A 22,483-nucleotide genomic window follows, 5' to 3' on the forward strand; every position below is an offset into this window, starting at 1 on the left:
ACCGGCCGGACGCGTCACCAGCGGCCCGGCGGGTGGCAACGGCTCTCGACGCACGTACGATGGGCTGCGACACACCCTTCGACACAGAGCGACTGGAGCTTCCCATGGGTGCCCTCAAGCCGTGGCACATCGCCGTACTCGTGGTCGTGCTGATCCTGCTCTTCGGCGCGAAGCGGCTCCCCGACGCGGCCCGCTCGCTGGGCCGCTCGCTGCGGATCATCAAGGCGGAGACCAAGAGCCTGCAGGACGACGACCGCGACCTGGCTGAGAAGGCCGACGCGCAGGCCGGCTACCAGCCGCTGCCGCCGCACGCGGGTCAGCAGCCGTACGCGCAGCAGCAGTTCGCCCCGCAGCAGGCCCCGCAGCAGCCGGTCGCCCCGCCGGTCGACCCGGTGCAGCGCGTCCGCGACAACTGACCGAAGGGCCCGAGCACCGTGGCCTTCGCGCTCCGCAAGCGCGGCCCGAGCGAGTTCGAACGGGCCGCCGACGGATCCATGACGCTCATGGAGCACATCCGTGAGCTGCGCAACCGTCTCTTCCGCGCCTCGCTGGCGATCCTGGTCGGCTTCGGCTTCGGCATCTGGCTGGCGACGCCGGTCCGGGAGCTGTTGTCCAAGCCCTACTGCGACCTGCCGCAGGCTAAGGACCCCGAAACCGGGCTCTGCAAGTTCGTCCAGCTCGGTGTGGCCGATGTCTTCCTGCTTAACCTGAAGATCGGTCTCTGGGTCGGGCTGATCATCGCGGCACCGGTCTGGCTCTACCAGCTCTGGGCGTTCATCGCGCCAGGCCTGCACCGGCACGAGCGGCGGTACGCCTACGTCTTCACGGCGCTCGCCGCTCCGCTCTTCGCGGCCGGTGCGGTGCTGGCGTTCTTCGTGACCACCAAGGGCCTGGAGTTCCTGCTGGATGTGTCGGGTGACGACATCTCCACGACGCTGGAGGTCACCCGGTACATCTCGTTCGTCACCAACCTGATCCTGCTGTTCGGGGTGGCGTTCGAGTTCCCGTTGATCGTGCTGATGCTCAACTTCGTCGGCCTGGCCAGCGCGCGGAAGCTGCTGAGCTGGTGGCGGGTGGCGGTCTTCGTGTTCTTCGCCTTCTCGGCGGTGGTCACGCCGACCCCCGACCCGTTCGGCATGACCGCGCTGGCGATCTGCCTCTGCGCGCTCTACTTCGCCGCGGTCGGGGTGGCCTTCCTCAACGACAGGCGCCGGGGTCGGGGCAAGGAGATCTACTCCGACCTCAGCGACGACGAGGTGTCGCCGCTGGAGCTGGACAACGAGCCGGTCGAGGCGTCCGCCGCGGTGGACTTCTCCGGGCCGGTCGGGGCGCCCGCGCCGGTCGCCGCGCCGGCCCCGATCGATCGCCGCTTCGACGACATGACCTGACGGCGTTCCGCACTTCGAACCGTCCACGACGCCGCCTCCGCCTGCCGGGGGCGGCGTCGCCGTGTCATCCCCGCCCAACGACGGAGCCGGCGCAAGGTCAGGGAACGGCGACGGGTCGGGACAGGCATGGGCCGGGCCCCCTTTCGGGACCCGGCCGGCGGGAACGTCCTGATCGGGGCTAACTCGAGTAGCCGCGCGCGGCGATCCAGTCGGCGAGCTTGTCGTCGGTCATCCAGTAGGTCTTCGTCGGGTCGTACGGGTCGGCGACCTTCATGGTGTCACCGCCGTCGCGGTATCCGACGATGGTCAGATAGTGTCCGCCCTCGTACGAGTAGCGGTTGCCCTCGGTGTCGACCGAGGTGCCCATGATGTTGGCTACCACGCCCCGGTTGGCGTCGACCGCCTCCACCACGTCGGTACGCAGCTTGGCTTCCTGCTGCGGGTCGGCCTCGGCGCTCTGGATCTCGGTGGTCTCGTAGCCGCCGGCGGTCATCTCGTTCAGCACCCGGGTGGTGGCGTCGACAGAGTCGGTGCCGGCCTGCGTGGTGCCCAGCTTGTCGGCGACCTCACGTTGGCTCACCACCTTGCCCTGCGTGGACAGGGCGATCCGGGTAGCGGCGGGCGCGCAGTAGTACTCGTTCGGCTGTCGCTGATAGTCGTAGTGCAGCACTCGCTGACCGTCCTCCGGCGGAGGAGCCGGCGGAGGAGCCGGCGGGGGCGCGGGCGGCGGCGGAGGCTGGTCGACGGAGGCGGGCACGCTCTGCACCGGGGCTGGATGCGACGGGGTCATCGGGTCGGCGGACGCCTGGGCAGCGATCGCCGAACCAGTGAAGGCGCCGCTGGCCAGCACGGCAACGGACAGCACGCTCTTACGGAACAGGGAATTCATCGTGATGCTCCCCTCGACTGGTCTTACCGGCCTTCGCCCGCCGCTTACCCGGGCCCGGTCCGCGAAAACGCGCGACACTACCCGAGTAGCGGGGGTTCCGGCCGGCTTTGCCCAATCACGCGCGGAAATCGCGCAGGAGGAGTAGAAGGGGCTCGGGGCGCGCGGCGGTTGGTGCGAAAGGTGGCGGTGGGACCGGGTGCGACGTGAGGGATGTCGGAGCCGGGTCATCCCACGCGGCGGGCGGGCGGCTATGCACCGATGCGCGGATTGTCCCGGTCCAGTGGGCCTTCCGGGAGGCCTGACGGGCGGCATTTTGTTGGCCCGGTGGAGGTGGTCATCGAGCGGGGCGTCGTACGAGCCGGATCGGCCTCGTTGACGGCTTAGCGTCCTCGCCGGTGTCGTCGGGGTGTGGGCGGGGATAGGGTCTTCCGGCCGCCCACCGCCTCGTCGTGGCTCCGGACGGCCGGCCGGCACAGTCAGGCTACGTACGTGAGCCACGGTGCCCGCAGGGCGTCCCTCGGCCCGACCTCGCCCGGCGGTGAGGACCGCATCCCGGGGTCTGACGAGGGGTCCAGCGCTGCCCGGCAGCAACCTCGCGGTCGTCAGTTCACCCTGAGCTCCAGCGCTGGCCGGGCGGTGAGCGAGCGGCCCTCCAGGAAGGCCAGGTCGACAGCCACGCCACTGAACGTGACCGGGCCCGGCGGGGTGGTGGCGATCCCCGGGGGGAGTGGCAGGTCCGGGCTCAGGGTGATCGTCACGCCCAGGATTCGTCCGACGAATCGGGTGGCGTAGACGGCGACCTCGCCGCTGAGCGTCAGCTGATCGGTGGCGACCCGCACGGTGCGGCCGGCCGGGCCGGGCGTGCGCAGCCGGGCGTCGTCGGTCATCACCCGATCCATGCTGAACTTCAAGGCCCGCAGGGTGCCGCCGGCGGTGGGTAGCTCGACGATCCCCTCGATCCGCAGCCCCGTCATGGTCATGGTGGAGCCGGTCAGCTGGACCGGGCTTTTCGCGACCAGCGGCTGGCCGGGCTCGGCGGGGATCCGCGGCAGGGTTCTCCCGGCCCCGGGGGCGGTCGGGGTCGGCTCGGGGTGGGCGCAGTCGAGAGCCAGGACGATCGGCCCCGAGCTGGTGGCCAGCAGGGTCGCGGGCGGTGGCGGACCGGGCGCCACCGCACGCTCCGGCTGCGTCCCGGCAGCCTCCTCGTCGCTCTGGCCCCCGTAAGACGGGCCGAGGCCGCTGAGGGCGAGGGCGTTCCGGTGCGCCGTGGCGTACCCGCTCGGGTTGATCGAGGACGAACCGGTGGGCTCGTCCGGCGCCGGTTCGGTCGGGCAGGTGGGCCCGTCCCGGGCCGGGGCGGGTAGGGCCGACGCTCTCGCCGGGCCGGGCGCGGCGAACGTCACCGTGGCGGAGATCCCGAGCAGCCCCAGCAGCGCCGCGAAGAACCGTAGGCCGCGCTGTGGGGGCCCCGGCTGCTCGGGCTTCGTCCGCTCGGCCGGCCAGAGCCGCGGGGCCGCAGCGGACTCCTGATACGCGCCGGGTGACGGCCGGGTGAGGTGCAGCCCCAGGCTGTCCCGGCCGGACATCAGTTCGTCGACGAGGGCCGGCTGCCCGTGCTCGGGGCAGCGTCGGGGGCCGACAGGTCAGCTCCCGCCCCGTCCGGGGGCTGGTCCCGCCCCGCCCCGTCCGGCGGCGTCCCGGGCCGCGCCGTCCGGTCGCCCGCGGCCTCGTCGGGCCCGCTCGCGTCGTCCGCCGGCTCGTCCCGTACCCCGGCCTCGCCGGCCGGCTCGCTGGCCGGCGGGGCGCTCGGCGGGGGGTCCGGCGTCCAGGCGAAGCCGAGGGCGCTGCCGAGCAGGCCGAGCAGCAGACCGACGAAGAAGCCGCCGAGGTTCACCCCGATCAGCGAGAAGAGCGCGGTCACGGCGGCGACCACGGCGTAGAGGACCCGGTGTGGGGGCTTGAACCACATCAGCAGCCCACAGGTCACCAGGATGGCGGGGATCAGCCAGGACAGGAAGCCGGTCGTCCCCGTCTGGAGAGTGAGACCGGCGAGCGACATCTGGGTGGTGCCGAAGATCTGCAGACCGGCCAGGGCGGTGAACAGGCCACCCCAGAATGGTCGGGTCCGCCGCCAGCGGCGGAAGCCGCGCCGGTCGCGGAGCCGCTCCGGCCGGGCGTTCCGCGGTTCGCCGTTGTCCACCCATGCCTCCTGCCGAGTGAGGGGTCGAGCGCAGCCACCGCCACACGGAGAGCGGGGCGGTGGTCAGCTCAGAAGCACTCCTTGGCGGCCGCGCCCGTCCTGACCTTCAGCTTCAATCCGGTGAGGTTGAACGTCCTGGCCTGGGTGGAGCGGGCCACCTGGCGGAGGTTCGTGATCGTGACGGTGTCGGCCTGCTGGCCGAACGTTCCCCGGGGACCCTTCGCGTTTTCGGGACCGCCCTCGAGAGTCGACGCGTCCCGGTTGATCTGGATGTTCGTGAACCGGGCATCACCCTCGAGCTGTTCCGCGTCGATCAGCAGGTCGGTGGCGGTGGCCGGCCGGCCACCGCCGCCGGCGTTGATGGTGATCACGACGGGCGCGCCGGGCGCCTTCACCGACTGGCAGAGGTCGAAGAGCTGCGCCCTGCGGATACCGGTGGTCGCCACCGGATGCCTCGTCCCGTCGACCTCCGTGGCGACGCCGCCGTACTGCACGAAGCCCTCACCGCGCAGCTCCGAGGCGGAGACCTTGAACGTCTGCCCGGAGACGGCGAACGAGGCGGCCATGGCGCCGTTGGCCATGCCGAGCACGATCGCGCCGGCGACCGCGGTCGCCGGGATCGCCAGGGCGGCGAAGCGCCGCCAACGGGTACGTCCCGGGATGTCGGACCTCTCCTGCACGGTTCCTCCTCAGGGTGGATGTCGTGCCGGTGGTCGGACGAGCGCCAACGCGGGCTCGTGGCCAGCTGGGCGATGACGGGACCGAGAAGGGTCCGCCCCCTGCGCGTGCGGCAGCAGGCACCGCCACCCCGACGCTAACACGCTGTAGACAGTCGGGTGCGGATTCGTCACCTAGCGTCAGGCGCTCTGGGTGCGCTCGGCGCAGCGCGGTTCGTTCGTCGCACCGCCGGTTGCCACCTTCGACACCTTCGTCCCAGCCGCCACGACTTCTCGCGATGCCCTGCGGGGTCACCCGAACGAGCACCATGATGCCGGTGTCGGGTGCCTTTCCACGTCGGTGCGTCGACGACTGTGCCCGCGTGCAACCGAATGTGCCAGCCCAACGGCGGGAGCCGTCCCTTCGGACCGGACAGCAGGGCGAAGGCCTCACGCGATCTGAGTAGATACGTGCTCCGAGGCCGCGGCACCAATCCTGGGGAGGTTGTTGGATGTACGCACGGAAGCGGCGCTTCTACCTGTCCGCGCTGGTGCTGACGCTGGTCTTTCCGGCCCTGTCGTCAGCGGTCACCGGAGCGAACACGGCTGCGGCGCGTGCCGACTCGTGCGCGAATCCCACCACCGGCCGGGAAGCCGACGCCGTGGGTCGGAAATTCATGGTGGCGGCGGCCAATCCCTTCGCGGTGCAGGCCGGCTGCAAAATCATCGCCAAGGGCGGCACGGCCGCGGATGCGGCGGTGGCCGTGCAGGCGGTCCTGGCCGTCGTGGAGCCACACGCCTCCGGGCTGACCGGTGGCACGCTCATCAACTACTGGGATCCCGACAAGCACACGGTGCGGTATTTCGACGGCATGTCCCGAGCGCCGAAGAACGTGCCGCAGAACGTGATGACTCCCACCGATCAGGAGCGCAAGGCGCTCGGCGTCGACCGCTACCCGTACGCGGCGTCGGCGACGGCCCGGGCGTTCGCCGTCCCGGGCACGCTGCGGGTGCTCTCGGACGTCCACGACGTGTACGGGGATCTTCCCTGGGACGAGCTCTTCGACGACGCCATCAACCTGGCCGCGAACGGCTTCCCCATGCCGGAAGCCCTGAGCAGTGGACTCGACGAGCGCAACAACGGGCGCAAGCGCTGCAACTACCCCGATCTGCGCCCCCGCTACTGCAACGGCGACAAGGCCAAGAAGCCGGGTACGACGATCCGCAACCCGGAGATCGCGCAGGTGTTGCGGGAGGTCCGGGACGGCGGGGCGGACGCCTTCTACGACCCGAAGGGCAAGATCGCCCCGGCGATCGTGCAGCACGCGGCGAAGGGGCCGTTCAAGTTGAAGGGAAACACCGCCGGACCGGTCGTGATCCCCAGTCTCATGACCGCCGAGGACTTCGCCGAATACGCCGCCATCGAACGCAAGCCGCTGTGCCGCAAGGTGTTGGGCGTGCTGGTGTGCACGTCGGCGCCGCCCGCGTTCGGGGGAGTGTCCGTACTGGAGATGCTGGGCCTGCTCGACCGCGGCCAGGTGGGCCGGAGCGAGCCGGACTCGGCCGATCGGATGCACCTCTTCGTCGAGGCCAGCCGCCTGGCGAACTTCGATCGCCGGGCGTACATCGGGGACCCGGCCTACCACAAGGTGCCGGCGGCCGGTCTGCTGGACAGCAAGTATCTCGACCAGCGCTTCTCCCTCTACTCGGAGGACCGCGCGATCGACCCGATCAAACCGGGAGAGCCGCCGGAGCGGATCCCTCCCGGGCCGACCGGGGACGTCCCGAGCACGATCGACGTCGGCGACCCGACCAGCAACGTCAGCATCGTGGACAGCGACGGCGATGCCGTGTCCATGACGACCACCATCAACACGCACTTCGGGTCGCACCTCGAGGCGCGGGGGATGATCCTCAACAACGCGATGAACAACTTCACCGACACCTCGTCGGTCTCACCCGGCAAGCCGGTGAACGTCATGCAGTCGAAGAAGCGCCCCACGGCGTCGATGGCGCCGACCATCGTCCTGGACGAACAGGGACGCCAGCTGAAGCTGGTGGTGGGCGCGGCCGGCGGCTCGCACATCCCGGACTACGTGACCCAGGCGCTGGTCGGTGTGATCGTCGACGGCATGGGCCCGGCCGAGGCCATCGACCAGGGGCATTTCAGCGGGCAGGACATCACCCGCAAGTGCGGGGGATCGGTCGGGGCGCCCTCTGAACTCGAAGCGGGCCGGAAGATCAGCGCGATCATGGCCGAACTCGTGGTCCGGGAGCACCCGTGTCCCCGGCTCATCGCACTGGACAGCGGTCTCACCGCGATCGAGGTACGCGGCGACCAGCTGCTCGGAGCGGCGGACAAGCGCCGCGACGGCAGCGCGATCGGGCGCTGACGCACGGGTTCACCTCCGCGGTATGAGGCGGCCTCACCCCGCCGGGCGCCAGGCTGGTGGCACCGCGCGACGCGGCCGCGACGCGGATTTCGACGCCCGCCGAGTTCATCCCGGTCGGGTGAAGTCTCCTCACCCTGCCGAGTTCGATGATCGACATGACGCGCAAGTTCCGATGTCGCCGAGAGCGAAGGGTCGCCATGAAGCGCAAGAACGGAGGCGAGCAGCCCGCCCCCGACCGGGGTCGCGATCAGCAGCCGTTCCGCGGACGCGCGTCCGTGCCGTCAGTGCCCTCCGACCCGCCTCAGGAGCAGGCGGTCCCGTGGCGGCGACGGGCGCTGGACCAGCAGCTCCCGACCGCCGGCTTTCCCGCCGGCTCCGGTAAGCCGTCCCTGCTGTATCTCTGGGCGATCATGGGTTTGGCGGCCGCCATCGTGCTCGGGTTCGCCATCAACAACCAGCGGGGCGTCCCCCCGGCCGTCGTCGACTCGCAGCGGGACAACGTGTCGAAGGTCGCCTCCAGCATGCGGCTGACCATCAACCACTACGTGGAGGATCTCGACCAGCGCATCGCGGGTCGGCCGCCGACGACGCCCGACCCCGAGTTCGTCAAGCAGGTGGTGGGCAACGGTACGGAGTGGACCGGGGCCGCGATCGTGGAGACCGCCTCGCGACGCCCGTTGGCCACCGCCGGCACCGGTGTACCGATGGAGCTGCTGCCACCGACGCTTCCCGCCAAGGAAACGTTCCCCATCACCACGCCCGACGGACCGGCCCTGGTCCGCAGCGTCGCACTGGATCCCGCGCGCACCCTGCTGGCGACCCAACCGCTCGACGTGGACGAACTCCGTCTGAATCCCAACGCCCGACAGGGCATCTTCGTCATCACGCCGGACGGCAAGAGCACCCTGATGCAGGGGGTCAGTGCCGTACCCGATGTCCACCTGCCGGTGGTCTTCCAGGGGCTGGCGCAGTCCCAGTCCACCGAGGGTCACCCGATCCGGGTGACCGAGTGGCTGAACAAGCAACTGGTCGTCTCCTCCGCTCCGGTGGGGGAGACCGGGGCGACCGTGGCGACCCTCATCGTCGCCGAGGAAACGGGCGGCACCTCGACCGTGCACGGCTTCCTGCTCGGCCTGACCCTGCTGGCGATGGCGGTGCCCAGCTTCCTGCTGATGCGGCTGGCACTGGTCAGCCCCGTCCGGTCGCTGCTGGAGCGGGCCAAGGCTGACGCCTGTGGTGAGGTCCCCGGCAGGCGGCACCGGCTGGGCATCGCGGAGGCCCACCGCATCGCCCGGGCGCTGTCGCTGACGTCCGACGATCCATCGTCCGGCACCGCCGGCGGGAAGCGGCGGCGGTGGCGGTGGCGACCGACCGTGAACCAGGGCCTCGCCCTGGCCACCGTCGTGGCGCTGCTCTGGCCGGCGGCGGCGGTGGCGTACACGCTGAGCTCACCTGAGCCGCCGATCCCCAACCAACTCGTCCGGGACGAGGAGAGCAGGGCCGAGGCGGCGAGCAACGTCATGGGCAAGGCGCTGAACAACGGCCTGCAGACGGTGACCCGGATCTCCCAGGCGTCGGAGGCGACACCCGACCCCGCTCAACTGGCCCCGCAGCTGAAGCAGGAGCTGGCCGACAAACACCGCTTCCGCAGCCTGTACCTGATGGACCCGAGCGGATCGGTCGTCAGCGCCGCGGGACGGGAGCCGCTTCGCAAGGAGCCCCTGCGCGGTGAGACCGGCATCGACCTGGACGGCGAAACCGCGCGCGTGCCGCTGGTGTACGCCTTCCGGGTCGCTCCCAACGGCGTCGCGACCGTCGGCGAGTTCGACATCGACTACCTGCTGGAGATGATCCGGGCGGTGGACGGGCAGGTCCGGGTCGTCGATGAGGATCTGCGCACCGTCTTCGACTCCAACGGCTTCCGCGCCTTCCAGCAGTTGGAGGGCAGCGCCCGGGTTGCCGCCTCCGAGGCGCTGAAGGGCGGCACCGTGGGTATGGCGAAGACGCCGGACGGCAGGCCGGCGCTGATCGCCGCCGCCGGGCTGAACAAGCCGAACACCGTCGCTCCGCTGAAGTGGTCGCTGGTGGTGGAGCAGGACCTGGCCGGGCTGCGGCTGCCGGAGAGCGACGGCCGGCGGTGGACGCTGCTCGTGGCCGGTGCCACGACGGGCGTGGTGCTGCTGACCCAGACGTGGCAGTACTTCGTCTTCGCGCGGCCGCTGCGCCGCCTCGCCGTGCAGGCCGACCGGATCAGCGACGGGGACGTGGAGGAACCGATCTCGCCGCAACGCCACGACGACATCGGGGCGTTGGCGATGTGCCTGGAGGTCTGCCGCCAGGTCCGGCACACCGGCTCCAGCCGGTTGGGCGGTGCGAGCCGGCTGCGCGGCACGGAGGAGGACCGCACCGTCGTGCTGCCCGAGGTCCCGCCGCAACCCGAAGCGGGTCGGGCCACTGTCTGGCTGAGCGAGAGCGCCGACACCCGCGCCGACGACCGAGACGAAAGGAGCTGACGTGGTATACCTCTACGTCGTTTTCGTCCTCTGCTGTGTGGCGCTGTTCGGCGCGGGGATGGTCGAGCAGCGTAACCACTATCGGAACCTGAACATGATTCCGGACCGGGTGCTGGTCAACGGCATCCGGGGCAAGAGTTCGATCACCCGGCTCTGTGCCGGCGCGTTGCGCGGCGGTGGGCGGGTGGTGGTGGCCAAGACCACCGGCACCGCGGCCCGGTTCATCTTTCCGGACGCCAGCGAGGAGCCGGTGCACCGCAAGTTCGGCATCGCCAACGTGGTCGAGCAGATCGGCATCGTGCGGCGGGCCGCCGTCTACCACCCGGACGCTCTGGTCATGGAGTGCATGGCGGTGATGCCGGCGCTGCAGGAGGTCAACCAGAGCAAGCTGATCCGGTCGAACATCGGGGTGCTGTGCAACGTGCGCGAGGACCATCTCGCCGAGATGGGACCCACCCTGGACGATGTCGCCCGGTCGTTGAGCCGGTCCATGCCGGCAGGCGGCACCTGCATCACCGCCGAGCGGGAACGGCTCGCGATCCTGCAGGAGGAGGCCGACCGGCGGGACTGCCGCCTGATCGCGGTCGACCCGGAGTCGGTCAGCGACCACGAGATGAACGGCTTCGGCTGGATCACCTTCAAGGAGAACGTCGCGATCGCGCTGGCCGTCGCCGAAGAACTGGGCGTCGACCGGCAGAGCGCACTGCGGGGCATGTGGGAGGCGCCGCCCGACCCGGGTGTGCTCTCCGTGGCCCGGGTGATGCACGGCGACAAGCGGTTCCGGTTCGCGAACATCTTCGCCGCGAACGATCCTGAGTCGACCTTCATGAACATCCAGCAACTGGAGGACCAGCAGCTCATCACCCGTCCGCTGACGATGGTGATCAATTGCCGGCCGGACCGGATCGAGCGCAACGGGCAGATGGGCGAGCTGAGCGGCCGGGTGCGACCGGAGACCATCGTCCTGATCGGAGAGGTAACCAAGAGTGCGCGGAGTACGGTGCCCGCGGACCTTCAGGACCGGGTGGTCGACCTCGGCGGCAAACCGGACCCGGACAGCCTGCTGCAGGGCGTGAGCGCAGCGACCCCGGACGACTCCTCGATCGTCGCCGTCGGAAACATCCACGGGCAGGGTGAGGTGCTGGTCCACCAGCTGGCGACACTGCCGGGCTGGACCTGCGAGGACGGCTCTCCCTCCGCCTCCACCCTTCGTACGTCGACCGGAGAAGGGAGCCAGTGATGACGTTCGGCGGAGAACTCAGCGCCCAGCTGGCCACGGCGAGCCTCGGCATCGGACTGGTGTTCGCTCTGCTGTGCTACCTGACCACCAACCTCTCGCCCGGCGGCATGATCACCCCGGGCTGGATCGCGTTGACCCTCATCGAGGACCAGCTCCAGGCGGTGATCGTGGTCGGGGTCACCATCGTCACGTACCTCATCGCCCGGCTGATGCACCGGGTGATCATCCTGTACGGGAAACGGCTGTTCGCCGCGATCGTGCTGGTCAGCGTGCTGTTGCAGCTGACCATGTTCCTGCTCGTCCAGCGCGACCTGCCACTGCTGTTCGCCCACCAGACGCTGGGCTTCGTGATTCCCGGGCTGATCGCCTACCAGCTCGTACGCCAGCCGCCCAGGGCGACCATCCTGGCGACCCTCATCGTCACGGCGATCACGTTCGGCATCACGTACAGCGGCGTGGTCGCGGGTTTCGTGCCGGTGACCTGACCCTTCCGCCCGCCTCGCACTCGTCTCGAAAGGAGAAGCAGGAATGAGCTACCGCAGGTATCTCCGCAGGCCGGCCGTGTCGAGCATCATCGGGCTCGTCCTGCTGATCACCGCGAGCATGCTCACCTACCTGGTGGCCCGGCCGTCGCCTGCAGACGAACCCGAGCTGACCCTGGGCCTGGCGAAGCCGGCCGAGGGCCAGGCGGCCGGCGCGTCGGGCTACCACTACCAGCGGTCGTCCGAGCCGGACCGTACGGAGATCATCGACTCGTCGGGGGAGCCGGTCGCGATCATGACCGACGGCGCGCGGACCGCGCACATCTACGGTCCGTCCCGGACGTTCGAGGAGCCGCGCTTCACGGACGCGAAGATCGAGACCGACATGTGGGTGCGGCTCGCGCCGCAGCCGTGGCGGGCCGGCGCCGAACAGGAGCAGTGGTTCGTCGACTGGTTCGCCGCGGCCCGCCGGGACCGCTCGCCGGACGTACTGTCGATCGCCTTCGAGTACGTCGATGGGGCCCCGGTGAAGCGGGACAACCAGGGGCAGCAGTATTCCGGCGACGCCTCGTTCGGGCCGCCGGACCCGGCGGATCCCGACGGCCGTCAGGAACGCTCCGACTTCTACGACTACCTGGGTCTGCCCTGGTCGTTCCTGGACGGCAAGGCGGCAATCCCCGAGCCGCAGCGCAAGCTGGCCCTGGACTGCTCCGGCTACCTGCGGATGGTCTACGGTCACCGGCTCGGCTATCCGCTGCGCGGTACCAACACCCCGGGTGAGGGTCTGCCGCGCCGGGCGTACGCCATGGCGGAGCTGGGCCCAGGCGTCCAGCTGATGCCCAACTCGGGCCAGCGGGCCCGCGGGATCGACAAGCTGCTCCCCGGCGACCTGGTGTTCTTCAACGCCCAGCCGGTGCCGAACCGCCAGATCGACCACTCCGGCATCTACCTCGGCATCGACGACGGCGGGCACCACCGGTTCATCTCCAGCCGGTCCCAGACCGACGGTCCCACCATGGGTGACCTCTCCGGCGCGCCCCTGCTGGACGGGGTCGGCTACTGGCCGGACCGGTGGCTCACCGCCCGCCGGCTCTGAGCGCGACCCCACCGGGGGGTCCGCCGGCGTCCAGGTGGCGGCTCAGAGCACCTGGGACAAAAAGCGGCGCAGCCGGGGGTGCTCCGGCGCCTCGAAGATCGCGGCCGGCTCCCCGGCCTCCAGCACCACGCCGTGGTCCATGAAGGCGACGGTGTCGGCGACCTCGCGGGCGAAGCCCATCTCGTGGGTGACCACCACCATGGTCATCCCGCCGGCGGAGAGGTCCGCCATCACCGCGAGGACGCCCTTGACCAGTTCCGGGTCGAGCGCCGAGGTGGCCTCGTCGAAGAGCATCACCTGCGGTTGCAGCGCCAGTGCCCGGGCGATGGCCACCCGCTGCTGCTGCCCGCCGGACAGGTGCGCCGGGCGGGAGTCCGCCCTGCCGGCCAGCCCGACCAGCTCCAGCTGGGCGCGGGCGACCGCGGTCGCCTCGTCCTCGGAGAGCTTCCTGATCCGGCGCAGCGCCAGGGTGATGTTGCGCAGCACGCTCATGTGCGGGAAGAGGTTGAACTGCTGGAAGACCATGCCGACCCGCTGGCGCAGCACGTCCGGGTCGTCGCGCAGCACGCTGCGCCCGTCGAGCAGCACGTCGCCCCGGTCCGGCTCGATCAGCCGGTTGATGGTGCGCAGCAGGGTGGACTTGCCCGAGCCGGAGGGGCCGATCACGCAGGCGGTGCCGCCGCGCCCGACGTCCAGGTCGGCGCCGCGCAGCACCCGGTTGGCGCCGAAGGCGAGGTGGACGTCCCGGACGGCGAGGCTGACCGAGGTGGTGGTGGCGGTGCCGGTCATCGGTGGTCCTTTCCGGTCTGCGGGGGCAGGGCGGTCTCGCCGGCCAGGGCCAGCCCGCCGTCGTCGTCCGGGTCGACGGTCACCGACCGGCCCTGGCGCAGCCGCCGGTCGATCCAGTTGACCGCGTGGGTCAGCGGCACGGTCAGCGCCAGGTAGAACAGGCCGGCCAGCAGCAGCGCCGACTCGTTGCCGGTGGTGGCGGCGTAGTCCTGGCCGATCCGGAACAGTTCCCGCTGGCTGGCCACCAGGCCGAGGAAGTAGACCAGGCTGGAGTCCTTGATCAGCGCGATCAGCTGGTTGACCCAGGCCGGCAGGACCCGGCGTACCCCCTGCGGGATGATCACCAGCCGCATCGCCTCCCCCCAGGAGAAGCCGAGCGCCCGGGCCCCCTCCAGCTGCGCGGCCTCGACGCTCTGGATGCCGGAGCGGAAGATCTCCCCGATGTACGCGCCTGCGATCAGCGACAGCGCCAGGATGCCCAACGGGTACGGGTTGGGTCCCCAGACCTCCATGCCGAGCGGCGCCAGGCCGACACCGATGAGCAGGATGGTCGCCGCGGCCGGCAGGCCGCGGAAGACGTCCGTGTAGACCCGCGCCGGCCACCGCAGCCAGCGGGTACGCGAGATGCCGGCGATGGCCAGCAGCATGCCGAGGATCGAGCCGAGCAGGGCGGCGGAGATTGCCAGGATCAGCGTGTTGGGCAGCCCGACGGTCAGCATCTCGGGCAGTGCCTCGCGCATCGAGTCCCCGTCGAAGAAGGTCTCCCACAAGGTGCTCAAGGTGTCCATCGGTCTCCTCCCCGTCCGCCCCGCTCGCTCGTCATCCGTACCGTCAGTTGGTGGTCGACGCCGACGCCGACGCCGACGCCGCCGGCACCGCGACGGTGCCGCTGCCGGGCTTGAAGTCGGCCGGGATCGGCCGGCCCGGGTAGTACTGCGCCTGGAGCCGGGTCCAGGTGCCGTCGGCGATGACCTCGTCGAGGCCCTTGTTCAGCGCCTCGCGCAGCTTGTCGTTGCCCTTGGCGAACGCGTACGCGGTGGGGGCGGGGCTGAGCTGCTTGGCCGCCACGGTGATCTTGCCGTTGCTGTCCGCCGCCGACTTCTCGCCGATCTCGGCCGGGGCGATCCAGGCGTCGGCCGTGCCGGCCTTGAGCTGGTTGATCGCGCCGTTGTAGTCGGGCACCCGGACCGGGTCGAGGTTCCGGCCGGTGGCGTAGTCGTCCTGCACCGTGCCCTGCACGACGACGATCCGCTTGCCGGCGAGCTGGTCGAAGCTGGTGATCGGGGAGCCGGCGGGCACGTCGAGGCCGAAGTAGCCGAAGTCGTAGCCGTTGCCGAAGTCGACGGTCTTCTTGCGCGCCTCGGTGATGGTGATCGAGGAGCTGCCGATGTCGAACTTGTGGTTGTTGACCTGGGACAGCAGCGCGGAGAAGTCGGTCCCGACGAACTCCACCTTCAGGCCGACCTTCGCCGCGGCCGCGGTGAGCAGGTCGTTGTCGAAGCCGGTGAACGTGCCGTCCTTCAGGTACACGTTCGGCGGCGCGTCGGTCAGCGTGCCGGCGCGCAGCACGCCCGGCTGGAGCAGGCCGTACGGGTTCTCGGCGGCCTCGGACGAGTCGTCGCCGCAGGCGGTCAGCGCGGTGGCGGCGAGGACGGCGGCGGCGCCGAGCGCGGCCACCTTGGACAGAGCGGGAAGAAATCGCACAGGTCTCTCCGGATCGATCGGTCGGCGGGCACACGGGCGCGCCGGGAGACGGCGAGCCGGACCGGCACGCCGCTGCGGTGGTACGAGGAAGGGGTCGTCGACTACGCGGTCGGGCGGCGACAGCCGTCGCTGCAGACCCGCATCAGGTCGACGTGTCGCCGCTTGACCAGCAGCAGGCCGGCAGCCGGCGCGTCGGACGGGGCCGTGGACACGGCGCCGCCGACGGGCGGGGCGAAAAGATCAGCAGACATGGTTCTCCTGGGTCGGTGCTGACCTGGGAACCAGGCCACGCTTGCACCGGTGCCACACCGGTGCCTGGTCCTCACCCGGAGCACCCCACCGTGGAGGAGGGTTGCCGGCCAGCGAGCCGGGGCTTGACGCTGGCGCTCATGACCTGCCGAGAAGGCTAGCAGCAGGGCCGGGCTGATCGTCCAGCCGTTATGACGGCCCTCACGTCCGCCCCTTACCGGTCGCCGTCGCCCGGGCGGCTCGAGGGGCAGTGCCCGCCACCACCGCCCTCGCCGGCGAAGGCCACCACGGCGGAATTGGCCGCCGCGCGCCGCACCAGCCGGTGCCAGGGTGGGGACACCGGCGCGCCCGTCGCCGTGCCGCACCGCGTCATCCGAGCTGCCGCTTGATCGGGTTGCCGTCCTCACGACCGGTGCCCCGACCGCCACCGAGTCGCCGAGGAGGGCGCTGCGATGACCGATCCGCTGCGGGACACCGACGGGGACGAGGCGCTGCGCCGGGTGTACGAGGCGACCGGGCCGTACCTGTCGTCGCTGGCGGACCGGCCGGTGCACGACCCGGACAGCCTGGCGCTGCTCGGCCAGCTCTGGGAGCCGGCCGCCGGCGGCGCGCTGCCCGAGCGGGGCGAGGGCGCCGCCGCCGCGCTGGACCGGTTGCTGCGGGTCGGGACGGCCGCCGCCACCCACTCGGCGGGCCCCCGCTTCTTCCACTTCATCATCGGCGGGACGACGCCGGCCGCCCTCGCCGCCGACTGGACGGCGGCCCTGCTCGACCAGAACGCCGCCTTCCGCGCCTCATCGCGGCTCGCCAGCGAGGTCGAGACGATCGCGCTGACCTGGCTGCGGGAGCTGTTCGGGCTGCCCGCGACGTACGGCGGCGCGCTGGTCACCAGCGCCACCTTCGCCAACGTCACCGGGCTCGCCGCCGCCACCCACTGGTGGGGCGAGCGGCACGGCGTCGACGTCGCCGCGGACGGGCTGGCCGGGCTGCCCCGGATGCCGGTGCTCTCCGGCGGCTACCTGCACGCCAGCGACCGCAAGGCGCTGCAACTGCTCGGGCACGGCCGCAACGCCGTCGAGATCCACGCCCGCGACGGCGCCGGCCGGGTCGACCTCGTCGCCCTCGACCGGCGGCTCGCCGAGCTGGCCGCGCCGGCAGTGGTGATCGCCAGTGCCGGAGAGGTGGACACCGGTGCCTTCGACCCGCTGGCCGACCTCGCCGACCTCGCCGAACGGCACGGCGCCTGGCTGCACGTCGACGGCGCGTTCGGGATCTTCGCCGCGCTCTCCCCGCGCACCGCCGGGCTGGTCGCCGGCATGGAACGCGCCGACTCGATCGCCGGCGACGGGCACAAGTGGCTCAACGTGCCGTACGAGAGCGGCTTCGCCTTCCTCAGGGACCCGTCCCGGTTGCCGGTCGCGTTCGGCATGCCCGGCGCGGCGTACCTGCCGGGGGAGGGCAGCGCCCTGCCGACACCGGGCGAGGGCGCGGACTACGCCCTGCTCGGTCCGGACTCCTCCCGCCGGGCCCGGTCGCTGCCGATCTGGGCGACGCTGGCCGCGTACGGGCGGGCGGGCTACCGGGCCATGGTGGAACGGCACCTCGACCTGGCCCAGCGCCTGGCGCGCCGGGTCGACGAGACACCCGAGCTGGAACGCCTCGCCGAGGTGCCGCTCTGCATCGTCTGCTTCCGGGCCCGGCCGGCGGGCGTAGGTGAAGCGGCGCTCGACGAGGTCAACCGGCGGCTCGGCGCGGCCCTGCTCGCCGACGGCCGGGTGTACGCCGGCACCACCGTCCACGACGGACGGGTGGCCCTGCGCCCGGCGATCGTCAACTGGCGCACCACCGAGGCCGACATCGACCTGCTGGTCGACGTGGTCCGCGAACTCACCGCGAAGGTGGTCGCCGAACTCGGTTGAGGGAGGGTGCATCCACCGGCCGGAATCGTTGCGAAGCAATGGTCGTGACGACAAGTCACGGATCTGGTCGCACCGATGAAGGGTTCGCCGATGAAGATCGCACGACTCGCCGCCCGCGTGGCCGTGGGCACCATGGCCACCGTGCTGGCCACCGCCGCCGTGGCGGTGCCCGCCGCCCAGGCCGCCGGCAAGCAGCCCGGCACCCGCAGCCTGGCCGGGGTGCTCACCCGGGACACCGGCGGTTTCGACCGCAACTCCCGGGACTTCGACGTGCTCACCGCGGCCGTGCTGGCCGTCCTGGAGGCCAAGCCGAACTCGCCGGTGAAGGTGCTCGCCGACGGCACGGTCGCGCTGACCGCGTTCGTCCCCACCGACGCCGCGTTCCGGGAGCTGGTCCGGGACCTCACCCAGGCCCACCGGCTTCCGAGCGAGCAGGCCGCCTTCACCGCCGTCGCCGGGCTCGGCATCGACACCGTCGAGAACGTGCTGCTCTACCACGTGGTGCCGGGCGCGACCATCGACCGGCGCGCCGCCGTCAGGGCCGACGGCGCGGAGTTGACCACCGCGCTGGGCGCCACCGTCGAGGTGGACGTGCTGCGCTGGTGGCACTTCCGCCAGGTGCGCCTGGTCGACGCCGACACCAGCGACCGCGACGCGCGGGTGGTCGCGTACGACATCAACAAGGGCAACCGGCAGATCGCGCACGCCGTCGACCGGGTGCTGCGCCCGATCGACCTGCCCTGACCGGCACTGAGGCCACGGCGCCCGGCTCCTGCCGGGCGCCGTGGGCGTGCAGGCGCGCCATGCCCCGGCGCGCCGGCAGGCCGACACTCACCGTGGCCGGCGGCGACGTGCTCCGGCTCAACCCGGTGCTGCCCGACGGGCTCGACCAGGTCGACTCCGCCTCACTGGGTCGTCTCGACCTTCAGATGTCAGCGTTTGCCGGCCTGGCGAACCACTCGCTGCGCCAGGTGATCCAGGGCGGCGAACTGCACCTCGGTCAGCGGGTCGGTGTTGTTGCCGCCCGTGCCGTGGGAGACCCCGTAGGGGTTTCCGTCGGCGAACTTCAATGGGTCGGTGTACCCGGGCGGCACGATGATGCCGCCGAAGTGATAAATGCTGTTGTAGAGAGCCAGCAACGTCGCCTCCTGGCCGCCGTGGGGCGTCTGCGCGGCGGTGAAGCCCGCGTACACCTTGTCGGCCAGCAGGCCCTGCGCCCACTGCGGACCAAGGGTGTCCAGGAACTGTTTGAGTTGGCTGGAGACGTTGCCGTAGCGGACCGGGGTGCCCAACAGAACGGCATCAGCCCAGACGACGTCATCCGCGGTGGCCTTCGGCTCGTCCTTGGTCCGGTCGAAGTGCTGGCTCCATGCCGCGTTGGAGGCGATGGCCTCGGCGGGGGCGAGCTCGGGACACTGCCGAAGGCGGACTTCAGCCCCGGCCTTCTGCCCGGCCTCGGCCAGGCGCTCGGCCATCGCATGGACGGTACCGGTAGCCGAGTAGTAGATGACGGATAGCTTGACGCTTGTCATGGCAGCTTCTCCGGCCTGGTGTGGCTGCCCCCGCGGGGCAACTGGTTCGATCCTCAGCGAGCCCCAGCTTATGCGCGTTTCACGACGTTTAGCACCAGTTTCCACCGCATCGGCCCTGACGGGCCCGATGGTGGTGCACCGGATCCGCGAGAGCGTGCAGACCAACGCGGAACGTGCTGCGACAGCTCACGCCGCCGGTCGACCTGGGCGCCACGGTGACCGTGATGCAGGAGCGCGACGGGGTCCGCATCGACCGCGACGGCGGCTGGATCGGATGGGGGTGCGGCGGGGGTGGGGTCAGCGACCGTGTTGGCCCTCGGACACAAACCATTGCCCCACGGTGCGCGCTGAGAGGTTGTACCGCAGGTACCAGCGGACCGCGACGACGATCACCTCTGCGCGCAGCTTGGCGATGTTCTCTCGGACAGGTCGATCGTGTGAGTGGCGCCGCCCATGCCGTGCGGGCGCCGTCGAGGAATCGCGGCGCCCGCGCACAGCTTGTCCCTGCCGAGCAGGACTGAGGACAGTTCGACCGCTCGCTACGGGGTGAGGCCGACGATGCTGTCCGGCGAGATCACGCTGATCTTCACGTAGTCGCCCTGGTCGTCGACGGTCAGGTACGGGTTGTCCCGGCTGGTGCCTGCGGATTCCACGACGCTGCCGTTCCACAGTTCGGCATGCACCCGCCACTTGCCCCGGGTCACCGGGATCACCTGCTGGCTGCCCCAGCTGAACGGGTCGAGGGTGCGCACCGTGGTGTTCGTGGAATGCACGGGACGGGATTCGGTGTACGTGACCGAGTAGTTCAGCGACCCGGAGCCTTTGCTGATGCCCAGGAAACAGTGAGCGATGGTGTGCCCCGAGACGACGAACCCCGTCGGGCTTACCGAGTCCAACGTCGCGTTGGCGGCCAGCGCGTCCGGAGTCTGCATGCCGTACTGGATGGCGACACTGGGCACGTCGATGGTCCACCCGTCGGCGGCGCTGATCGTGTGGGTGTCGTTCTTGTCGCGGCAGCCGTCCCAGGACCGCAGATCCCAGCCCGTGCCGCCCGCCGGTGCGCTGATCGTGCGGTACTCCGTGCTCTGGATCGGCTCATCGTTGGTCACCGTCACCCGTTTCGTCGGTGCCGAGGGCAACACGGTGACCATCAGGTGGAAAACGCCGATGGGCCGGGACTTGAAGATCACACCCTTCTCGTACGGGGCGTGCAGCTCCATTGACACTTGTTGTGCCCGGTCCGGCGAGCTGGGGAAGACGTTGGCAGGGACCAGGAACTGGACGTCGCTCGTCAGGTTCTCCGCCGCCTTGTACGTCACGCCACCCACCTGAAGCGTGACGTCCAGTTTCTTCTCCGAAGCCCAAAAGAAGTTGCCCTGCACGGAAACCGGAACCGGTTCGTTCTTCGCCCCGCCGACGAACCGCGGGGAGAACGCCCGGACCTGAGGGTTCTTGTTGGTGAACGGCAGGCTGTTGATCAGTTGCTGGGCGTCGTTGGTCGCGGCGTTGAGCAGTTCGGTGGCACCCGACTGCAGCTGCTTTACCATGGCCTGCAGCTGCTCGATGGTCCGCCGCGTGGCGTCGTCGACCTTGTCGATGCCGGTGTTGAGGGCCGTAGCGAAGGCCGATTCGGCGTTGTTGATCGCCAGGTACACCTGGCCGCCCGCGGTCACCGTCAGGATCTGCCCCTGCCTGCCCGCCTCGTCGATGATGCCGTTGACGGTGGCCTCGAGTGAGCCTAGGACCCCGCCGATCGGATTGACAACGGCGGCCGGCGACCCGCCGGTACAGGCGCCGAGCATCGATACCGCCGTTACCGCGGTCAGGAGCACGGACACCATCCGGCGACGGTGCTTGGTACGCATGTTCATCGGTTCACTCCGATCTGAGGTGTCGTTGCGTACCCGTCGATGCTCGGCAGGTGGCCGTCCCGCCCGACAGGTAGCGACGCCCCCATTCCGGGTGGGAGCGACGTCCCCGGAGAAACGCGGCAGCACGGCGTCGGCGACCGCCGGAATTCCCGCGCCGGATGGGCGCACGCTCACTGGGGTCCGGGACGGTCCGGTTTCGACACTGGGCGGGCTCGGGTCTGCCGCAGGCGACCCACCGAGGCGGAGGAGAGGCCATGCCCACCAAGACGATATCGACGATGCTGCGCGGTGCCGGTGCGCTGACCCTGACGGCGGCCCTGGCCGCGGCCGGCGGTTGCGCGTTGTTCGGAGGTGGGTCCGGCACGCCGCCACCGCCGCCCACCACCACGACGATCTCGGTCACCACCTGGTTCGCCTCGCAGGGCGCGCCCAAGTGCACCGCGGGCCCGATCCAATGGAATGCCGCGCCGCTCACGGTGCCGCCGAACGGCGACGGCACGGCCACCGCCGTCAACGACGTCGATGCCTACCACGAATTCCTGCCGAGCGGGGACCGGTGCCAGTTGCAGCACATGTTTTCGTCCCTGCGGCCCGGTCGCTGGCGGATCACCGTGGCGGCCGGGCTGGCCAGCGGCGTCTGCGAGTCGGACTTCCCGGCCGGGACGAAGTTCGTGGGGTTCAGCGGCGGCGTCTGCTCGATCCGGTGACCGTCATGGCTCCAGGCCGCCTGCTGGGCAAAGGATGCGGAACGCGAACCTGAAGGCGGCCTACGTGACGCGATACCAGATCAACCTGGACTTCTCGAGGGAGGACTTCAAGGATGTCGAGCCGGGGTCCAGGCTGGTGTTCCGGTGGCCCGACCAGGATGACCCGAACACGATCAATCTCATCCTGAACCGGCCGTCCGCGCTGAGGATCGCAGCCCCCGTCTTCGCCCCGTCCGCTCCGACCGCGAACAAGGACGCGGTCAGCCTCAAGGTCACGGTCAGGAATGAGGGCGGCACACGAAGCGGGAACTTCGTCGTTAACTGGAAACCGGATCCGACCGACCCTCGGATCCTGTCCGTCACCCGTGGACCGCTCAACCCGGACCAGTCGACAGTGGTGCCATTCCCCGGCTTCGTCTACACCCGGGGCGGCATGATCAGCTCCACCGTTTCCCTGAGCAATGGGGACGACACGAAAAGCTTCCCGCTGGCGGTCGCCGATCCTCCCGCCGAGCCGGCGCCTGAACGCGACCTGCCGGGATTCCCGCAGCCCCCGTTGACGACGTACGGCAAGTACATCGGCGGCTTTGGTCTGGACACCCAGTACGGCGGGGACTGTAGTCCCGGCTACGTGCGCACGACGGCTCAGGTCATCGTGACCGACACCCGCGGACCCGCCAATGCGACCCTTCTGGGCTGGGTGGATCCGAACAACCCGAGGGATTGCCGGATCGGTGTCCATTACAGCGTTGCTGCCAGCTTCCCGAACCCGAGCCCGAACTATGTGCAGGTGATGATCATCATCAAGGAGAGAGGCGCCTAGGTGGTCGACGGTGCCGTTGCGGAACGTCCGTA

Annotated in this window: 20 protein-coding genes, 1 pseudogene and 1 riboswitch; of the genes and pseudogenes, 11 read left to right on the forward strand and 10 right to left on the reverse strand. The window is 70.5% G+C overall.

What is annotated here, in order from left to right; all coding sequences use genetic code 11:
- Window positions 1-104: 104 nt before the first annotated feature.
- Together tatA and tatC are read left to right on the forward strand one after the other, a co-directional pair.
- Complete coding sequence (gene tatA, locus V6U89_RS16635) at window positions 105-416, forward strand: Sec-independent protein translocase subunit TatA (protein WP_238448139.1); 312 nt, start codon at window positions 105-107, stop codon at window positions 414-416.
- Between the two features lie 18 nt (window positions 417-434).
- The gene (tatC, locus tag V6U89_RS16640; protein WP_334572088.1) at window positions 435-1,388 is read left to right on the forward strand and encodes a twin-arginine translocase subunit TatC; all 954 of its coding nucleotides are present in this window, start codon (window positions 435-437) and stop codon (window positions 1,386-1,388) included.
- Between the two features lie 178 nt (window positions 1,389-1,566).
- On the opposite strand, the gene V6U89_RS16645 is transcribed toward tatC, so the two are convergent.
- From V6U89_RS16645 to V6U89_RS16660, 4 genes and pseudogenes are all read right to left on the reverse strand, one after another.
- Window positions 1,567-2,277: a C39 family peptidase gene (locus tag V6U89_RS16645; RefSeq protein WP_334572090.1), complete on the reverse strand. Its 711-nt coding sequence runs from the start codon at window positions 2,275-2,277 to the stop codon at window positions 1,567-1,569.
- Window positions 2,278-2,879: 602 nt separating this feature from the next.
- Entirely contained in the window at window positions 2,880-3,863 is a 984-nt protein-coding gene (locus tag V6U89_RS16650; RefSeq protein ID WP_334572091.1) for a hypothetical protein, read from the reverse strand.
- A 116-nt stretch (window positions 3,864-3,979) separates the two neighbouring features.
- A pseudogene (locus V6U89_RS16655) lies at window positions 3,980-4,477 on the reverse strand (DUF6114 domain-containing protein); the annotation flags it as partial.
- Window positions 4,478-4,545: 68 nt separating this feature from the next.
- A complete protein-coding gene (locus V6U89_RS16660; RefSeq protein WP_334572094.1) occupies window positions 4,546-5,157 on the reverse strand; it encodes a DUF6230 family protein in 612 nt (203 codons plus the stop codon).
- A 488-nt stretch (window positions 5,158-5,645) separates the two neighbouring features.
- Between V6U89_RS16660 and V6U89_RS16665 the strand changes: the two genes are divergently transcribed.
- From V6U89_RS16665 to V6U89_RS16685, 5 genes are all read left to right on the forward strand, one after another.
- Window positions 5,646-7,526, forward strand: coding sequence for a gamma-glutamyltransferase family protein (locus V6U89_RS16665; RefSeq protein ID WP_334572095.1), 1,881 nt, complete (start codon window positions 5,646-5,648; stop codon window positions 7,524-7,526).
- A gap of 275 nt (window positions 7,527-7,801) precedes the next feature.
- Complete coding sequence (locus tag V6U89_RS16670) at window positions 7,802-10,039, forward strand: HAMP domain-containing protein (protein WP_334572096.1); 2,238 nt, start codon at window positions 7,802-7,804, stop codon at window positions 10,037-10,039.
- Between the two features lies 1 nt (window position 10,040).
- On the forward strand, window positions 10,041-11,279 hold the full coding sequence (gene pgsB / locus V6U89_RS16675) for a poly-gamma-glutamate synthase PgsB (RefSeq protein WP_334572097.1): 1,239 nt from the start codon (window positions 10,041-10,043) through the stop codon (window positions 11,277-11,279).
- The gene (locus V6U89_RS16680; protein ID WP_179804695.1) at window positions 11,279-11,764 is read left to right on the forward strand and encodes a poly-gamma-glutamate biosynthesis protein PgsC/CapC; all 486 of its coding nucleotides are present in this window, start codon (window positions 11,279-11,281) and stop codon (window positions 11,762-11,764) included. Before pgsB ends, V6U89_RS16680 begins: the two co-directional genes overlap by 1 nt.
- Before the next feature lie 43 nt (window positions 11,765-11,807).
- Entirely contained in the window at window positions 11,808-12,857 is a 1,050-nt protein-coding gene (locus V6U89_RS16685; RefSeq protein ID WP_334572098.1) for an NlpC/P60 family protein, read from the forward strand.
- 42 nt (window positions 12,858-12,899) lie between these two features.
- On the opposite strand, the gene V6U89_RS16690 is transcribed toward V6U89_RS16685, so the two are convergent.
- The 4 genes from V6U89_RS16690 to V6U89_RS16705 form a co-directional block, all read right to left on the reverse strand.
- Complete coding sequence (locus V6U89_RS16690; protein WP_334572099.1) at window positions 12,900-13,646, reverse strand: amino acid ABC transporter ATP-binding protein; 747 nt, start codon at window positions 13,644-13,646, stop codon at window positions 12,900-12,902.
- Window positions 13,643-14,434, reverse strand: a complete 792-nt coding sequence (locus tag V6U89_RS16695) for an amino acid ABC transporter permease (RefSeq protein ID WP_334572101.1) — start codon at window positions 14,432-14,434, stop codon at window positions 13,643-13,645. Before V6U89_RS16695 ends, V6U89_RS16690 begins: the two co-directional genes overlap by 4 nt.
- 43 nt (window positions 14,435-14,477) lie before the next feature.
- The gene (locus V6U89_RS16700) at window positions 14,478-15,350 is read right to left on the reverse strand and encodes an ABC transporter substrate-binding protein (RefSeq protein WP_334572102.1); all 873 of its coding nucleotides are present in this window, start codon (window positions 15,348-15,350) and stop codon (window positions 14,478-14,480) included.
- A gap of 101 nt (window positions 15,351-15,451) precedes the next feature.
- Window positions 15,452-15,601, reverse strand: a complete 150-nt coding sequence (locus V6U89_RS16705; protein ID WP_334572103.1) for a hypothetical protein — start codon at window positions 15,599-15,601, stop codon at window positions 15,452-15,454.
- Window positions 15,602-15,633: 32 nt separating this feature from the next.
- Window positions 15,634-15,745: riboswitch (SAM riboswitch) on the reverse strand.
- A gap of 306 nt (window positions 15,746-16,051) precedes the next feature.
- Between V6U89_RS16705 and V6U89_RS16710 the strand changes: the two genes are divergently transcribed.
- Entirely contained in the window at window positions 16,052-17,518 is a 1,467-nt protein-coding gene (locus V6U89_RS16710) for a pyridoxal phosphate-dependent decarboxylase family protein (protein ID WP_334572104.1), read from the forward strand.
- A gap of 90 nt (window positions 17,519-17,608) precedes the next feature.
- The gene (locus tag V6U89_RS16715) at window positions 17,609-18,262 is read left to right on the forward strand and encodes a fasciclin domain-containing protein (RefSeq protein ID WP_334572105.1); all 654 of its coding nucleotides are present in this window, start codon (window positions 17,609-17,611) and stop codon (window positions 18,260-18,262) included.
- Window positions 18,263-18,450: 188 nt separating this feature from the next.
- Here the strand turns inward: V6U89_RS16715 and wrbA are convergent, their stop codons facing one another.
- Window positions 18,451-19,050 (reverse strand): NAD(P)H:quinone oxidoreductase type IV, encoded by a 600-nt coding sequence (wrbA, locus tag V6U89_RS16720; protein WP_334572107.1) that lies wholly within the window; start codon window positions 19,048-19,050, stop codon window positions 18,451-18,453.
- Between the two features lie 539 nt (window positions 19,051-19,589).
- Complete coding sequence (locus V6U89_RS16725) at window positions 19,590-20,921, reverse strand: hypothetical protein (protein WP_334572108.1); 1,332 nt, start codon at window positions 20,919-20,921, stop codon at window positions 19,590-19,592.
- A 254-nt stretch (window positions 20,922-21,175) separates the two neighbouring features.
- Here V6U89_RS16725 and V6U89_RS16730 point away from each other — a divergent pair, with 254 nt between their 5' ends.
- Together V6U89_RS16730 and V6U89_RS16735 are read left to right on the forward strand one after the other, a co-directional pair.
- Window positions 21,176-21,628 (forward strand): hypothetical protein, encoded by a 453-nt coding sequence (locus V6U89_RS16730; protein WP_334572109.1) that lies wholly within the window; start codon window positions 21,176-21,178, stop codon window positions 21,626-21,628.
- A 34-nt stretch (window positions 21,629-21,662) separates the two neighbouring features.
- The gene (locus V6U89_RS16735) at window positions 21,663-22,451 is read left to right on the forward strand and encodes a hypothetical protein (RefSeq protein ID WP_334572111.1); all 789 of its coding nucleotides are present in this window, start codon (window positions 21,663-21,665) and stop codon (window positions 22,449-22,451) included.
- The last annotated feature ends 32 nt before the right edge of the window (window positions 22,452-22,483 follow it).

The organism is Micromonospora sp. CPCC 206171, from assembly GCF_036906755.1.
Taxonomy (GTDB): Bacteria; Actinomycetota; Actinomycetes; order Mycobacteriales; family Micromonosporaceae; genus Micromonospora; species Micromonospora purpureochromogenes.